The organism is Streptococcus sp. Marseille-Q5986 (assembly GCF_946902915.1).
Classification (GTDB): Bacteria; Bacillota; Bacilli; order Lactobacillales; family Streptococcaceae; genus Streptococcus.
Window position 1 is genome coordinate 109,322 of sequence record NZ_CAMPPY010000002.1, and the last position, 17,064, is coordinate 126,385.

14 protein-coding genes and 2 pseudogenes are annotated in these 17,064 nt (G+C 41.3%); 14 read left to right on the plus strand and 2 right to left on the minus strand.

Annotation, left to right across the window (positions count from 1 at the left end; all coding sequences use genetic code 11):
• Positions 1 to 29 precede the first annotated feature (29 nt).
• From OVN21_RS04055 to OVN21_RS04120, 14 genes and pseudogenes are all read left to right on the plus strand, one after another.
• Complete coding sequence (locus OVN21_RS04055; RefSeq protein ID WP_267247385.1) at positions 30 to 1,985, plus strand: VirD4-like conjugal transfer protein, CD1115 family; 1,956 nt, start codon at positions 30 to 32, stop codon at positions 1,983 to 1,985.
• Positions 1,986 to 2,049: 64 nt separating this feature from the next.
• The gene (locus OVN21_RS04060) at positions 2,050 to 2,253 is read left to right on the plus strand and encodes a hypothetical protein (protein WP_267247386.1); all 204 of its coding nucleotides are present in this window, start codon (positions 2,050 to 2,052) and stop codon (positions 2,251 to 2,253) included.
• A gap of 42 nt (positions 2,254 to 2,295) precedes the next feature.
• Positions 2,296 to 2,517, plus strand: a complete 222-nt coding sequence (locus OVN21_RS04065) for a hypothetical protein (protein ID WP_267247387.1) — start codon at positions 2,296 to 2,298, stop codon at positions 2,515 to 2,517.
• Between the two features lie 19 nt (positions 2,518 to 2,536).
• Complete coding sequence (locus OVN21_RS04070; RefSeq protein WP_267247388.1) at positions 2,537 to 2,977, plus strand: PrgI family protein; 441 nt, start codon at positions 2,537 to 2,539, stop codon at positions 2,975 to 2,977.
• On the plus strand, positions 2,898 to 5,645 hold the full coding sequence (locus tag OVN21_RS04075; protein WP_267247389.1) for a VirB4-like conjugal transfer ATPase, CD1110 family: 2,748 nt from the start codon (positions 2,898 to 2,900) through the stop codon (positions 5,643 to 5,645). Before OVN21_RS04070 ends, OVN21_RS04075 begins: the two co-directional genes overlap by 80 nt.
• 285 nt (positions 5,646 to 5,930) lie before the next feature.
• A pseudogene (locus OVN21_RS04080) lies at positions 5,931 to 6,893 on the plus strand (phage tail tip lysozyme); the annotation flags it as partial.
• A 21-nt stretch (positions 6,894 to 6,914) separates the two neighbouring features.
• Positions 6,915 to 7,322 (plus strand): annotated as a pseudogene (locus OVN21_RS04085) (NlpC/P60 family protein); the annotation flags it as partial.
• On the plus strand, positions 7,285 to 8,193 hold the full coding sequence (locus tag OVN21_RS04090) for a hypothetical protein (protein WP_267247390.1): 909 nt from the start codon (positions 7,285 to 7,287) through the stop codon (positions 8,191 to 8,193). The pseudogene OVN21_RS04085 and the gene OVN21_RS04090, both read left to right, overlap by 38 nt.
• A 33-nt stretch (positions 8,194 to 8,226) precedes the next feature.
• Positions 8,227 to 9,195, plus strand: a complete 969-nt coding sequence (locus tag OVN21_RS04095; RefSeq protein WP_267247391.1) for a VirB6/TrbL-like conjugal transfer protein, CD1112 family — start codon at positions 8,227 to 8,229, stop codon at positions 9,193 to 9,195.
• A gap of 217 nt (positions 9,196 to 9,412) precedes the next feature.
• Positions 9,413 to 10,813, plus strand: a complete 1,401-nt coding sequence (locus OVN21_RS04100; RefSeq protein WP_267247392.1) for an LPD11 domain-containing protein — start codon at positions 9,413 to 9,415, stop codon at positions 10,811 to 10,813.
• Between the two features lie 69 nt (positions 10,814 to 10,882).
• Entirely contained in the window at positions 10,883 to 11,785 is a 903-nt protein-coding gene (locus OVN21_RS04105) for a hypothetical protein (RefSeq protein ID WP_267247393.1), read from the plus strand.
• Positions 11,782 to 13,932 (plus strand): type IA DNA topoisomerase, encoded by a 2,151-nt coding sequence (locus tag OVN21_RS04110; RefSeq protein ID WP_267247394.1) that lies wholly within the window; start codon positions 11,782 to 11,784, stop codon positions 13,930 to 13,932. Before OVN21_RS04105 ends, OVN21_RS04110 begins: the two co-directional genes overlap by 4 nt.
• Positions 13,933 to 13,941: 9 nt before the next feature.
• Entirely contained in the window at positions 13,942 to 14,970 is a 1,029-nt protein-coding gene (locus OVN21_RS04115; protein ID WP_267247395.1) for a hypothetical protein, read from the plus strand.
• A 25-nt stretch (positions 14,971 to 14,995) separates the two neighbouring features.
• Positions 14,996 to 15,592 carry a hypothetical protein gene (locus OVN21_RS04120; RefSeq protein WP_267247397.1) on the plus strand — a complete coding sequence of 199 codons (597 nt, stop codon included), beginning with the start codon at positions 14,996 to 14,998 and terminating at the stop codon, positions 15,590 to 15,592.
• Between the two features lie 110 nt (positions 15,593 to 15,702).
• Here the strand turns inward: OVN21_RS04120 and dcm are convergent, their stop codons facing one another.
• Together dcm and OVN21_RS04130 are read right to left on the minus strand one after the other, a co-directional pair.
• Positions 15,703 to 16,680 carry a DNA (cytosine-5-)-methyltransferase gene (gene dcm, locus OVN21_RS04125; protein WP_267247398.1) on the minus strand — a complete coding sequence of 326 codons (978 nt, stop codon included), beginning with the start codon at positions 16,678 to 16,680 and terminating at the stop codon, positions 15,703 to 15,705.
• Positions 16,677 to 17,015 carry a glutaredoxin domain-containing protein gene (locus tag OVN21_RS04130; RefSeq protein ID WP_267247399.1) on the minus strand — a complete coding sequence of 113 codons (339 nt, stop codon included), beginning with the start codon at positions 17,013 to 17,015 and terminating at the stop codon, positions 16,677 to 16,679. Before OVN21_RS04130 ends, dcm begins: the two co-directional genes overlap by 4 nt.
• Between the last annotated feature and the right edge of the window lie 49 nt (positions 17,016 to 17,064).

The window sequence follows — 17,064 nt, forward strand, 5'->3', positions numbered from 1 at the left end:
AACACTATGTCACAAAGAAGGGGGATATTATGTCCAGCCAAAAAACAAGCACGCATCCAGAAACCAGTAAAAAACTGGCAGTTTCTGCCATTGCAACACTCATTGTCTCTATCATTGTCTTTTATCTAGGGAATCGCTACACGGAAACGCTCCTCTCCTATGACGGAGATGTTAGCCAACATACATCCCAAGCATTCACAGAAATGTTTCCTCTCATCTGGAAAACACCATTTCACCTCGATACCCATACGGCATCACTGCTCGTAGGACTTACCCTCTGCATTCTTCTCTGGCTTGCATGGGTGTACTATATACAAAACATGGAAGTGCTCCGTGTAGGCGAAGAAAATGGTTCAGCCAGATGGGGCACAAAAAAAGAAGGCAAACAATTCCTTGATACCACAAGGAAAGATAACAATCTTCTCTTCACAGAAAACTTTGGGCTGGCGCTCTCACGTCCCACATTTAACCAAGAACTTGATCGAAATCTCAATGTTCTTGTCGTTGGCGGTTCAGGTTCAGGAAAAACCCGTAACTATGTGATCCCCAACACCTGCCAACTCAATACAAACTATTTTATTACTGACCCCAAAGGAACACTCTTAAAAGATACAGGATTCTTATTCACCGATCACGGATACCAAGTGAAATCGTTCAATACCATCAACTTGAACGAATCCATGCACTACAATCCGCTAAAATACGTCACAACAGACACAGATATTCTATCTTTTGTGAACTGCTATATCATGAACACCAACGGGGATGGTAAATCAAGTGACCCATTTTGGGAAAACTCTGAAAAAATGCTCTACACAGCCCTCATTGCCCTACTTCGAGACTGGTTTCCCAAAGAAGACTACAACCTCTCTAGCCTCTTAACATTACTATCCTTGGCAGAAGCTAGTGAAAATGACGAAAACTTTCAATCACCTTTAGATTTAATCTTCCTACAAATTGAAGAAGGCAAACAATACATCAACACCAGTACGTCACAATCATCTCCTTTACCTACACCGAGTGGGTTGTCCCGAGAGTTCGCCCAACAACAAAATGCCAGTTCGTGGGCATGGGAAGATTCCCCCTTCGTCAGAAACACAGACGGTGTAAAACCAGCAGAAAAAGGGGGACTATCTCCTGATGAAGATTTTGCTTTAATGAACTACAAAAACTTTAAGGTTGCGGCTGGAAAAACCCTCAAATCAATTATCATCTCCTGTAATGTACGGCTTGCCCCTATCGCAACTACTGGTGTACGAGAACTACTGACAAAAGACGATATGGAGTTAGATACTCTAGGGGATAAAAATACGAAAAGTGTGATTTTCGGCATCCTTTCAGACACAGATAAAACACTCTCTTTTCTTTTTGCCATTATGATGTGGCAATGCATAGATCAGCTTTGTCGAAAAGCTCTCACCGACTATGATGGGCGACTGCCCACACCCGTTCATTTCATCTTCGATGAGTTCGCCAACATCGGTACTATTCCACAAATTGAAGAAACAATCGCTGTCACACGTTCACGCAACATTGGAATCAGCATCATCTTACAGTCGATTGCGCAACTCGAATCCAAATATGATAAAAAAGCCAAAACCATTATTGACTGTTGCGACACAACGCTATTTTTAGGGGGAAAATCACCCTCCACCAATAAAGAAATATCTGAAATGATTGGTAAACAAACCATCCGTCAAAAAACCTACAGTTCCTCTAGTGGGCAATCCTCTAGTTCTTCAAAAAACACCCAGATAAGTGGGCGTGACCTTATTGATGCGGCAGAAATAGGCAAAATGTCACGAAAAAAAGCCATCTTGTTGATAGCAGGAACAAACCCACTCATGGATACCAAATATGACCTTAGAAAACATCCCAGATATTGTCATATTGTAGACAAACGCAACCCCAACGCACTTCACAATACAAGTTTTGACTTTGTTCGCTATATGGAAGAAAAAAAAGACTATCTTATTTGGCAATAAAATGCCTCTCAACCGTGTAATGTTTGTACAGGAATAAAAAGCATGAGGAAAGGAGACTATTTTTATGGAAGCACTTGTCCGACTAGCAGTTCAGCCTATCGCATATTGTGGAAATGCTATCTTGCTGATCGGATTGATTTATCTCGGATTTCAACTAAAAGATGGGATGCAAGGCGGTGGTGGAGAACAACGCAAAGCCATTGGCATGATCGCCGCAGGCGCTGTGATTACCGCCTTTGCTATCCTCTACGGATTTACTGGCTTTTAACCCAAAACTAACAACAAACACAATAATAAGGAGAAAATTCTTATGCTTAACAACGTTATTACCCTACTGACCCAAGGCATCACGTTCCTCGGTGGCGTTCTGATCGTTTTTGGACTGATTAACCTAGGCATGACCATTAAAGATGGGATGCAAGGCGGTGGCGGTCAGCTCTCAGGCGCAATCGCCATGATTGTTGGCGGCGCTATCGTCATTGGTGCAGCAGTCTACTTCGGTTCTCTCAATACAGGGTGGGCAAATGTCTAAAGAAAGAAGGTGATTATTTATGCTATCCGTTGTCGTTCATAAAAACATCGCCGAATATCAGCCAAAAGTAGTTGGAAAACTAACCATGCGCACCCTCATCTCTTTAGTGGGTGCGCTAGGAAGCTCCGTCCTTACAGCACTATACATCTATTTTGTACTTGGCTGGAATGTTGGAGACTGCATGATATTCATCTATGCCGTCTCTCTTCCCTTTTGGCTGTGTGGCTTCTTTCGCCCCAAAGGAATGCCCTTTGAACAATTCCTACCTTTATGGATAAAAGCGAAGCTCAGCACTGACCGCATTTTCTATACCCCATCACTGTATCTATCTGGACTTGTGCGCACACCTGAACACACGAGCCGAAAGAAAGGAAAAATCTATGACAAGCAATATCGAAAAGAACGAGGACTTAAAGGAATCGAAGCCTACGCTCCCAGAGCACACCGCGTCATTATCTGACGAACACGGCGAGCAAGAAAACACCGCCATCTCTAACATTGATGACTTTGTGCACACAAACAAGTCGGTGCACAGCCATTCCTCTTTCCCCAGTGAAACAATTGATACTGAGGCACTAATCTCACTTATGCCCACCAAGCACACTGATAGGCAGAAACTCTCACGCAAAGAGAAAAAACAAGCCGAAAAAGAGCTTGCTCACAAGGCGAAAGAATCAAGGAAAAAATATGTTTCCGTCAAATCACAGCTGAAAGATCGTGATAAAGAACTCTCCGACAAAACCGCAGATTTGCGCAGAAAACGAGAGAGCGCCAAAGATGTACTTTCCTACATCGGGTACAACGCCATGCATCAAGATGGTATCTGTGAAGTCGAAGAAGGCTTATTCTCAGCCTCTCTTTCTTTTGACGACACATCCTACCATTCCGTCCGTGACGAGCAGCAAAAAGCCATGTTTTCAGGATTAACCCGTCTATATGACCAGTTTGGTGCAAACACCTTGGTACAGATGAGTGTTATCAACACTCCGCTTTTGAAAGAAGAAGTTGGAAACAGGCGATTTTTTAATCCCGACACACAAGGAAATGATGCAGCCACACATGATGCGTCAGTCTTTAACGATATATTAAATGATAAAGTCAAAGAAGGCGTTTCTAACATTCGCCGACATCGCTATCTCACATATTCCATCAATGCAGAAACCGCAGATGATGCGGCACACCAGCTTTCCCGTATTGAAACAGAAAGTAGCCGTATTCTTTCTTCAATCGGATCAAAAGCACACTTAATGAATGGTTCAGAACGTTTGTCCGCTATACATTCGCTCCTAAACCCATACAAACCATTCTATTTTGATTACCAACAAGACATTTCGGCAAAAAGCATTCAAACCACCAAAGACTGTATCGCGCCAACGCAGATTGACTTCAAGCCCGATGGACTTTTCACCGACTGCTTCAAACTTGACAACGGTATCTATGGGCAAGTACTCGTCATGAAAAAGTTCGGTTCAGAACTCTCAGATCGTGCACTCGCCGACATCGTAGATTTACCGATCCCTATGGCAGTCACATGGTTTGTGCAGCCTATGGAAAAATCAAAAGCAATCAACTTTGTGCGTACAAGGAGCGCATGGATTGACAAAGAAATCATCGAAGAACAGCGCTCTGCCGTAAACAAAGGCTACGACTTTTCTATTCTCCCACAAGAATTGAAATACTCTAAAGACGAGACAAAAGACGTCCTTGACCACCTGCAAAACAAAAACCAGCGGCTCTACATTTTCACAGGTCTTATCTATACCTATGCGGAATCAAAAGAAGCCCTCGATACACAGGTGATGCGCATCATTTCAACTGCCCGCCAAAATTCAATCGAAGTAGATACCTATGAGTATCGTCAAAGAAAAGGTCTCAACTCTATACTTCCACTTGGGCATAACCACGTTGAAATCTCCCGTATGTTCACCACCGCTCAAGTAGCGGTGCTCGTGCCCTTTGCCACCCAAGAGCTAGATGATATCGGTGGAAACTACTACGGGCAAAACAAGCATTCCAAGAATCTTGTCTTGTGCAATAGGAAAAACCTAACAAGCCCGATGGGATTTGTGTGTGGTAAAACAGGCTCAGGTAAAGGTATGTTTGTCAAAACAGAAATGACAGGAACGATCTTCTCCAATCCGACCGATGAAATCTTCATTATTGACCGTGCAGGAGAATACACGGGAATCACCGAACGTTATGGTGGTAGCACCTATCATTTCGGTGTAGGATCGCACACCTATCTCAACCCATTCGATACGGTTTCTGTCGAACATTTAGGACGCAGTGAGCAAATCGCATTCAAGATTGATGCCATGCTTGCGCAGGCAGGAGCTTCTGCGGCAGAAGCAGGACAAAATTTGTCAGAAGCTGACCAGTCCATTATTCAACGCTGTGTCGAGCTAGCATTTGACAGAGCAGCTGAGCGAGACGATTGTCTTCCACCAACACTGCAAGACTTCTATGATATTGCTCGGGAACAGCCAGAACCCCAAGCCGCAAACATTGCGCTCCGTTATGAACGTTTTGTTAAAGGGGCAATGGATTTTTTCAACCATCAATCCAATACAGACTTTAACAGCCGTATTATTGATTTTAACCTTAAAGATTTACCAGATTCTATGCTTGTTTTTGCGTTGATTAACGTATGCGAGGCAGTACGCAATCGTATGTATTTCAACCAAAAGCGGAATGTGCGCACGTGGCTCTATGTAGAAGAAATGCAATCCCTCTTTGCCTACCCGACCGTACTCAACTATTTTTCTCGCTTCTCAAATGAAGGGCGAAAATTCGGGCTTCTTCTCACAGGCATCACGCAGAATGCTGTTGCCATGCTCAACAACAAGCACGCCCAAAACATCGTGCTTAACGCAGACTTCCTTATGCTTCTTAAACAATCCCCTCTCGACCGTATGAGATGGGCAGAACTATTGAATCTCTCAGAGCAAGAAGAAGAATGCATTGATGAAAGCGCTGAGGCTGGTGACGGGTTACTTATTGCAGGAAATGCGCGCGTACCTATACGAGGAAAATTCCCACAAGGAAACGTCCTTTATGACCTATTTAGCACCAACCCGAACGAAACAGAAAAAACGCATGTAACCCCACGGCGAGCAAGAAAACATTGATAGTAATCAACATCAACCTGAAAGGATGGTATCTACATGGTACGACTAGACGACTTTGTGACAACTGCACAAGAAAAACTCAATGCAGGAGAAAGCATTGTCTCTACCGAACAAAAAGATGCCATCAACACAGGAATCGTTGATAAACGACATCCCTCGGCATCTCACGCATACGGCTCTTCTAAGAGAGAGCCGTATGCGGAAGACATTACAGAAGAAATGGATTTTGCGACAAAAAAATCATCCTTTGTGAGAAAAACTGCATTCTCTATTCCCCTCCAAAAAATGACGAACAAGCTGCTAGAAGACAGCGAGTTAGAAGGGGCAGATGATCTTTACTATAAAGGCAAAAGAACCTATCAAAGTGCAAGGAAAGCCAAAAACTACCTCACATCTCTGCGCGGTAAGAAGATAACCACTCCTCCTTCCTCTATAGCCCACACTGGGCAAACAACGCTTGCCAAAACTCCAAGAAAGGAAACCATTACAAAGTCTACATCTGTTACTAAAAAGCAAGCGTCCAAGCAATCCAAACAATACTTCAAGAAAAAGGTCTACAAAACAGCTGCCAAACGAAGCATACAGAAAGTAGTTGTAAAAAAGACGCTTCTTTCCATCGGAAAACCTATTTTGGGGAAAATAGCGCTCATAGCAGCACCTATACTCCTGTTTATTTTTGCATTCTTGCTTGGCATCATCTTACTTACTACTTTGTTTTCGTCTAGTACAAACAAATCAAATTCTTTCGGTTCGCTCAGTGGTGTTCAGTTGGAAGTTGCGCAAGCCTTACGCACCCAAGGTTTTAGAGATATTCAAATCGCTGCTATCATGGGTAATATTTCAGAAGAATCAGGATGGAATCCCACAGCAGAATATCACGGAAACGGTTCTTCCTATGAATATGGCTATGGGCTTTTCCAATTTACCGATACTACTCCGGGTGCAGGAAATTATACAAATTTCAAAAATTGGGCTACCGCTAATGGAAAAGAAATGGATAGCGTTTCTGCTCAAACCGAATACTTTATCAACCAAGTGCGTTCTTCATGGGGGACAGCATTACATTCCACTGGCTATTATGCAGCAGGAATACCACAATTTATTGGCAAAGATACCTCCTATTCTGCTTTTTTAAGCAGTACAGATTTAGCGTTTTCCACCTATGCTTTTCTTGCCTGCTATGAACGTCCAGCTGCGTGGGCGGCACGATCCTCTTATCCTGACAGATATGCGGCCGCCCAAAAATTCTATGACCAATTAACTTCCAGCGGAGGAGGCGAACTCAACGCATCATCTGAAACGCAACAAAAAATCGTTTCTGCTGCACACATGACACCTTTCCAAGGAATTGGCTGGTGTGCCGCATGGGTTTCCTCTGTTTATCAGAATGCTGGTTTTGGATATATTGGCGGAAACGCCAATGATATGTATCGTAAATTCGCAAATAATCACGATCGTTCACAATTAAAAGTTGGCATGGTTGTCGCCGTAGAACGCTCTAGTTCAGGAAACATTGACGGATGGACATATGGTCACGTAGGAATCTACATCGGGGATGGGAAAGTCATGCACAATTCACTTTCCGTAGAAACCATTAGCCTTGATGACTGGATTTCCCTCTTCGGTCAATACTCCCCCGTTGGATGGGGCTACCCACCAAGTGTTTCAGGAAAATAATCAATATAAGAAAGGTACTTGTTATGAAAAAGTTCGGGTCATTTATCAAAAAAACAAGAAAATAGCTCTCATTGCGATTTTTCTTTTTATCATCTTCATCGGATTTTCCATCACAAACGCACTCAAAGTAGCACACAACCGCGCAGATAATGCAACTCGCGCAACACAAGCAGAAACAGAGAGCGCACAGCACAATGGAAATGACACCGATATTGTCTTAACCGACAAGCAGCAAGAACTTATCAAAAATTACGACACACAAACCAAAGAATTTATACACATTCTCTCCGAAAAACCGTGGACAACACAGGACGGTAAAAACGTTTTAACTTTCCATGAGAATTATTATGAAGAAACGATCAATAACTCAACCGAAAAAATACCATATGCTATTTCCGCAATGAATACTGGAACTAACGGGTCAGACACCGACATACGAACCGTTGTTTTTGATGTAAACAACACATCCCACATCGCAACATTTACGCAAACCAAAGCCAAAAATGAGCAGGAAAAAGGAAACGCAACACTTCTTTCCACAACACTATTTAAGCAACTACACACGCCATACACCCGTGTAGAAGAATTAAAAGCCATCACCATTGAAGAATTAGACACGCACGCATCATCATTCCTTGGAGATCAAGAGGAGCTAGCAAAAAAGCTAGGTGAATGGACTGCCACTCACTACCCCACAATGACGACTGCGGTATGGGCAAAAAGCATCAATCTTAATTTTGATACAGAGAATAGGACAACTTCCAGTGCATTCTTTTTAGGCACATCTATCGAAGAGGCAAAAACACCACAAGCCGCACTTATCACAGTCATATACGACAAAGAAGCCAATACATACACATTCAAAATGTAAATTACTTCTCATTAAAGAAAGGAGTGAACTTCTATGAATTTTTTGTTAGATCCTCTGGGAGCTATATTATACATGCTTAAAGAAATGTTACTTTCTTTTGCAGGATGGTTATTTAACGGCTACTTTTTTGTCATTGGTGGTGCAACCAATTCAACATATCTTTCAGGTTCACTTAACAATTTGTTTGGAACCAAGCTGGTTTGGAATTTAGTAGAAACCGCACATTCTACAGTTGTCATTCCACTTGCGGAATCTATTTTAGCTCTTTTTATGTTGGTGCAACTCGTAAAAATTAGCCAACGTATGGACGCCACTGCAACACTTCCAGCTATTAAGGATATTGTTATACTTGCAGTCACTTATGTTATATTTCACTGGCTCATTGTAAACTCGCTAGACATTTTAGTTGCAATTTTTGATGAATTTAATCATTTGTCATCTGCGTTTGGTTCAGCAAATCCTACAGGCGCCGCCTTTACATCAGCAGTAAAATACGATGAAGAAGTGATTAAAAACGCAGATATTGGTTCTTGTTTCATGCTTGTTTTGTGTGCCGCAATATCTTTCTTCGTAGGGATTATAGCTTTTATAGTAACTCTTGTCATCTCTTTCGGGCGAGCCTTCCAGCTTTATGTTATGGCTGCCTTCGCACCCATTCCCCTTTCACTTTTAGGATTTGAAGAAACCCGACAGTCAGGGATCAGTTTTCTTAAAAATTTCGCCGCTTGTTCACTTGCAGGAGTCATAATGATTTTCTTGCTCGTCGCATTCCCATCTATTTTATCATCAGTCGTTCTTGTTGGAATAGGAGATACGACAGCGACTACGGGTTCCATTTCCACTAGCTGGCTTATGAGCAAATTTTTAACTACTGGTCCAAAAGCGTCTACCGCCTTTGGGACTGGTATCTTTGCAATATTAACCACATTGGCAGTCACAATTTTCCTACTATTGGGCTTGGTGAAGTCTGGTGCATGGGCAAAAGAAATCCTTGGAGCCTAAATTATAATAAATAACCGTTCTCTTACTAAAATAGAAGTACTCTATAACAACTATAAAAGAGGAGTGATACTTTATGGGAAACATAGATAATATAGATGATATTGCACAACTTCTAACAGATTTTCGACTTGATATTAACCATGTTAGTCAAGGCGACTTTAGCCCTGAACACACGGCATACTCGTGCACATTAACATACGGACAGTCAAGCATTCCCGTGACCTTCCAGCAACACCAATCACAACCTGCACCGACCACTATGGATATTATCGAATCGATTGTACAAGATGCACAAAGCTACAACGATTACGATTCCATTGATGATTTTGCTTCTGAGTTTGGATACACTACAGCAGATACACCTGTTTCTAAAATCCTTAACATTTTTAACAGCTGCAAAGAATACTATGAGTGGTTATGTCGCAATGATGGATACCCTATTTATCAACATCAACTACCCCAACTTTCACACATGCTTGACGAGTATCACGACGAAATATCAGAGAAAGTAAAAGTTTTAGAAACAGAAAAACAGGCAGTAGAGGCATATAACAACCCTCCCGTACCAGAAGGTTTCGTTTCACTTAAAAAACTCATGACACAATTTGACTGTGGCATGTATGGAGAACAAGTCACCGACTACGATAATACTATAGACTTATCCGATGCCTTTAGCGAGATAGCTGATAACAATGTTGATATTTACTATTCCGATTTACTCAAATGGTTGCCTGAAAATTACGAATGGCTAGAAGAAGCCGATTCGCAGGGACTTCTGGACGGTGCCAAAGGTGACCTGATAAAAATGACACAACTGGCACAATACGTCTGCTACGAACAAGATTTGTATGACCATATGGATGACATCCTTTCCTATGGTGTCGCTCATCAACTATATTCCTATGGGGTCTATATGGTCAGTGACGATATTGCGGATAAAATCACCAATATCGGTTCAGACTTTGACGATATACAATCCTCTCTCGATGATCTTCTCGATACGATTAAAGTATCACTCAGTGAAACCTTTGACAAACAATTCGATGATGCTGAACTTGCTGAAAAAATGGCAGAAGACATCATTGATAATAATTTTACGCAAGCGAACCCTTATATTATGAGCACCGCTACTGCTCGTTCAGTTGCAGAACTCGGATACGATCAAGCCTTCCAAAAAGACTGGGAAGACTACCTGCGAGACCAGCACATCGAAAATCAATGGAACCCATTTCCACATACAAGCACGCCATCAAGAGAAACAAACCTATCTCCATATGCACTCTTGGATCGTTTGAAATCTGATTGTGACTATTATTTAGGCGCTTGCCTAGAAAACAGCGTTGATATGACAGTTGCGCAAAAACATCTATGGGCAGGCACAATCGAAAGACAAATAGATAAGATGCGAGAACTATACAATGGTCTTCCTGAAAAACCTGAATGGCTTTCTTTGTCTGACATTAACCAGTATGAGAAAAAAATGCTCACTGCTCGCGACAATGATTCACCAAAAAACTCCATTTCTACACTTACTGCCAACGCTAAATTATCAAGCCAAGAACTAAACTCTACTCAAAAGAGCGTCATAGATCCGCGCATGAACGAGCAAGAAAAATAAGCTCTCACACCAACACAATGGGGGGGATATTCCCCCCCATTAACATGAACCTAATAAGGAAGGCTTCCGATGAGATTAGATGAAACGCTGTACACTATTTTTGCTTACGAGAACTCTATCAATATGCCTGATAGTGAGCGTTGGACAAGCCAAAGCACAACCAAGCAATTTGGCAACTACATCAAATTGACTACACATCCAAAAATCACTACAGAAACACCGCTCACCCTAGAAGAATATGCGGATAAGTGCAGAGAATATCTACGCTTTGGTAAAGAAGTAGATGAAGTTCTCTACGGGAAATATAATCTTCATGAGTATCTTAAAATTTGCAATACTCCACAGATTTTATTAGATGCTGGATTTGAACAAAAACCAATTTTATATACCCAAAAACATTTGAGACTAGCACTTGAAACTAAAACATTTAGCAATCCTCATAAGCATGGCTTATCCCTTGAAACAATCAAAAGACTTCCATCTTTAATTGCATCCCCTGTTATTCTTGCGGATAATCCCTCAAGAGATGATGCCATGCTTATGGTTTTATGTGAAGTAGACGGAGATAAACTCCCCTTAATTGCCAGCATTAAACCTGACGCTAGTGGTAATTATCAATTAGAAGAAATAGAAACAAATCTTATTTTAACAGTATTTGGTAAAAATAATTTTGACCGCTATTTTAAGTCTGCATTAACCCCAGATAGGATTTTATATTTCAATAAAGAAAGAGGTCAAGCACTTGAGCGCCTATCCGAACGCCAATTGCTCGGGGACTACTCAAGACTTAACCTCTTTGATGCTATTATACGAAAACCGCAGTGCATTGTCAATGAAAAACAAGCACCAAAGCCTGTTATATCGCTTGCCAGCGAGGCTTGTGCAGTGCGTCAAGCAGCCAAAGAACTATCTCATTCTTCGCTTTCCTCATGTGCTAAAGATTCTATCAAAAAACAGGAGAATAACCGATGAAACTAGTCATTGCAGAAAAACCAATGCTTGCCCGTGATATTGCCCGTGCCATCTGTGGTAAAAAGGTCTCCGAAACAGCCCCCTTACCCATCAGTGGGAACGGCTATATGGTGATCGGCTGTGCAGGGCATTTACTAGAACTGGTAGAACCAGAAAATATCAACCCGACATGGGGAAAACCGTGGACAATTGACGTCCTACCGATTTACAGCCACAACTGGACAAAACGCCCCACAAAAGACAAACACGACTTAGTACAAAAAATCGCACAACTGCTACCAGAAGCTGATTGTGTCATCCATGCAGGCGACCCTGACGAAGAAGGACAACTCATTATAGACGAACTACTTGACTATCTGAATTATCAAGGAAAAGTTTGGCGTGTTTACGTCAATGACAATATTGAAAAAAACATTGTTAAAGCCTTTCAACAACTCATCCCTAATGAATCCTGCCGAAAAGACGGAGATGCTGCATACGCTCGCCAAATGGCAGATATGTGCTTTGGCATTAACGAAACAAGGCTTGCCAGCATCCGCTTAGGCACACTATTCAGTGTCGGAAGAGTACAAACCCCAACATTAGGTCTTGTGGTCAATCGTGACGAAGCCATTAAACATCACGTCAAACAAGAATTTTATGAACTGGAGGCTATCGGAAACGTAAACGGTAAAACCTTGACCTTTAGTTTTATTCCAAACAAAGAACTTCTTGCAGGAGAAAAACACATATTTGATAAAGAAGTTCTCACTGAATTAAAAGAAGCCTTAGACACCACCACAGTAGCTTTTTCAACCGCAGTAACGGAGGCAAAACAATATCCACCACTTCCATATAACCTAACCCTTCTTCTTGCCGATATGTCAAAGCGTTTTGGTATGAGTGCTGCCAAAACACAAGATATTACGCAGAGCCTAAGAGATAAGTATAAAGCTATTACGTATAACCGTTCTGATTCGCAATATTTGAAAGAAGAACATTTCACACAGGCAAAGGCTGTATTAAGCCAAGCTATGTGCAATATAGGCGCTAAATGGGAACTAGATTTCTCTCTTCATCCAAAAGCCTTTAACGACAAGAACGTGACCGCACATCACGGGATAATCCCCCAAGAAGTTGCCATCGACGCAAATCTAATGACACCAGACGAAAAGAAAGTTTATAGCGCCATTGTAGAGCGCTACGCTATGCAATTCCTTCCACCAGCCATCTATGATGTCAGCACCAGCAATTTTCCTGTAAAAAATGGTGACATGAGAGCTGTGACAAAGAAGATCAGAGACGCAGGGTATCTTTCAACCTTTGGAAACAGAGACAGTCAAAAAGAAACTGTAACCGTGAATCCTTGGCTAGACGAAGGAAACTATCAACTAAAGAATATTGTGTGTGAAATTCTTGTAAAAGAAACCACACCACCCAAGCCATATACTGAGGGGACACTCATCTCTGATATGGCATCTATCGCAAAATATGTTTCTGATCCGAATATTAAAGCCATTCTGAAACAAAAAGACGACGGCAAAAAAGGAGAACACGGCGGTATCGGCACAACAGCAACCCGTGCAGCAATAATCGAAAAACTTAAACAGCGCGGCTATCTGGAAGAAAAAGCAGGAAAAATACGCTCCACAGAAAAAGCACGAACCTTTTATCACCTGCTGCCTAACGAAATTAAAGGTGCCGACACAACCGCACACTGGTGGCTCATCCAACAAGACATCGCTGGCGGCACAGCAAATATCAACGACTTACAAGACAGTGTTGTAGACGTGTTTCACCAGCATCAAGATTCTGCCTACCAAGGCGTTAGTCTAAAATACGTCACCAGCTCAGCCACTGTTATTGGAAAATGTCCTCTGTGCGGTCAGGATGTTCTTCACAAGAAATCTAAACACAACAACAAAAGTTTTTATATCTGTAGCGGTGCCAAAAATACGAAACAAGACGATGGTACATGGGTGAACAATGGTTGCACCTTCATGATCTCTTCATTCGCTCACAAAAAAATCACCCCCACACAAGCAGCCGCTTTACTTTCAGGAAAAACAATCTCCATGACAGGGTGTATATCAAAGACAGGCAAACCATTTAACTGTAAACTTAATCTTAGGAAAGGCGGAAAACTCACACCACACTTTACTAAATAGGAGAATAGCATGGCATTCACAATAGAAGAGAACTACAAACCATTATACGACGGTCCTTACTTTGAGTATGTGATTACAGAAAATGGCATCCACTATGGGGTTGATAGAGCAGAAAACGGATACGACCTTTATTTACTTGACGAAGACTGCTGGATTGTTGATGATGGCGACGGGCGCGATACGAGAAACTGGGGTACATTCTATCAACTCGGCTGGACAAAAGATGAAATGTTTGAAGGAATCAAGAAAGAATGGGCACCTCACCTATTGCCACCCTATGTTGATATTGAACCTGCTCTCATAGAACGATACGGCGAAGAATACGAAGGAGAAAGAATAGATGAAATGGATGGTGACGCCCTAGACAATCTATACAAAGAAACCTTTATAGAACCAGTAACTGAAAAAGATATAAACAACCTCGAATTAATAACCAAAGAAAAGGAGAAACCAATGACGGAAAATACAGGAAAAATGAAGCTGGAAGAACAACAGTTCAATTCTTTAGAAGAACTCGACCAGTGGGTAGGCGACAACCCACAAGCAGCCAAGCGCACAACTTTTGCACACGTTAAAATCCCATGTGCCTTTGTCACACCATACACATATACTGCTAAAGATGGGCGAGAATATGACAAAGCATACGTATCCATCCCCAAAGGCACAAACATCAACGGGATTGATGTGAGCGGATACTCGTGCTCTGTTTTTATGAACGACCGTATGACACAACAACATCTAGACGGTGAACACGTCACACTCGGTTTCAAGAGCAACGAACCAATCTCTATTTGGACTGGCAAGAAAGATAGCGAACAATATCCCTACAAACAGTTTGAAGTAAATCCGTGGGATTTAGTTAAAGCAATTAAACAACAGCTCCAGAACTATAAAGAAGAAAAAAATCAAGAACGTGACGAAGCAAAAAAACTTCATCCCAGCAGTCTTTCTTCTATGGCAAAAGGTGCACGCAGTGCATCCAGTGCCCTATCACAAAAAAACCAAGATTATCCCATCGTAGATTCACAGACGAAATAAACAGATTTTACGAGGTAGCTAACTTATGAAAATTGAAGTACTGTACAAAAATCATCAGTATGAAGAATTTGATTCCTCCACATTTGTATCACAAGATATTTTCCCCAAAGGAAATATCTTGACAAACTGGATTTTACACCTCGATCAGATAGAAACACAGGGAATTATTCTCACCGCCCATTGGTATGACACAAACGGCTGTAGCGACACAACAGTCATCGGAGAAACAGCTATCCCCATCACAAGGCGAAACATCGGATACGCTATGCTGCTTGTATCCGCTGATGAGCTTGCTCAACTCGTGTGGCTAAAAAAAGATGGCGAAAAAATCCTCTGGCGCGAAGGTGATGACCTCATTAACGGAGAACGCTTCTTTGCTATGGAACAACTCTGCTACTCCGATATCGGAGTTATATCCATCAACAAACGTGCACTATCTATCTTCGATTATCTAAAAAACGCCCATCCCGACAAAGATGACGAAAACATAGCCACCAGCATGGGATACACCTTGCCAGCCCTTGAACGCATCCGCGACCAAGAACTAGCACAAGCAGACGACGCATTATTAACTATTGAAGATGAGTATGATGACGATCCCGATTTTGACGGATTTCTCTAATGTATAACAAAAATAGATTCAATAAAATAATGTAGAATCCATCGTATCTATCAAAACAAAAAGGGCATTAACTTTTTTACGGTTAATGCCCTTTTTCTTAATTACACCTTCTACTTAATAGCTTCTATAATATTTACAGCTATTCGATTTATCACAGGCACACATACTGAATTACCTGCCTGCTTATATAAACGAGCCTCGCCTTGATTTTTAGGTAATTTATAGTCTATTGGAAATCCTTGCGTATTAAAACATTCCCGTGGAGTCATCTTTCTCAATCCATGCTTTGTTTTTATAATGCAAACATTATGCCCCCCTTCACCTTGGTTGGCAGTTAAGGTTGGAACTACGCCACTTTTATTTTGACGGACATAGTTTCTCCTCCACTGATATACTGCTGGACGATCAATATCATCATCTTTTGTCGCTTCTACCAACAACTTGTATATATCGCCTTTATACTTTCCTTCAGTATAGTAATATTTATCGTCTACCTTTGTTTCAAAATCTATAATATCTTTTACAGTAGTTGTTAATGGAACAGGCAGAATCCAACGAAATTTATCAAAATCTTTTTTATCCCTAAAGGCTACAATATAAACACGTTCTCTGTTTTGCGCTATATTTCCATAATTCATTGCATTCAGTACTCGATATGTATAATGATACCCAAGCAATTCTAGTTGTTCTCGTATTATTCCAAAAGTATTTCCATGAGCATGACCAACTAAATTTTTTACATTTTCAAACAATACAACTCTAGGCTTCTTACCTTCCACCATTCGCAGTAATTCAAAAAACAGTTCTCCACGTCCTTTTTTATCTTCAAACCCATGTCTATATCCTGCAATAGAAAATGCCTGACACGGAAAACCACCAATAATAACATCTATGACAGGGACGTCTTCAACAGGAACTAAGCGAATATCTCTCCGATCAACTTTAACCGTTGAATAATTCATTTCAAATGTTTCGCTGGCATATGAATCAAACTCATTTGCATATACAGTCTTAAATTCTCGTGTTTCTTCAAATCCTAAATCTATTCCACCTACACCTGCAAAAAATGAAGCTACACTAAACGTCATCTTTCCGTTTCACCCCAAGACACACTATTTTTCGCCAATTCTTTAGAAGAACTCTTTACATCTTTTGTAATTGAACGCACAGAGAGCTGTTGCTGCGTATTCTGTAAAACGCGATAGAGAGCTTTAATCTCATCCATACGGAAACCACACCACGACGTATGTGGCGCAATAACCACAGGGGCTTCAAGAAACCCTTTCTTCTTAAAAGTATCAATCAGATCGGGATGTTTCAAAAGATTTACTTCCTGATATTCTATTCCATAGCGATCAAAGAGACGCTTTGTTTGCGTACATTTCACACAGTTGTCCTTAGAATATAAAGTAACATTTGCCATATCTAAAACTCTTTTCCATTATTAAAGCCTACAATCTAAAAAGCGCCAA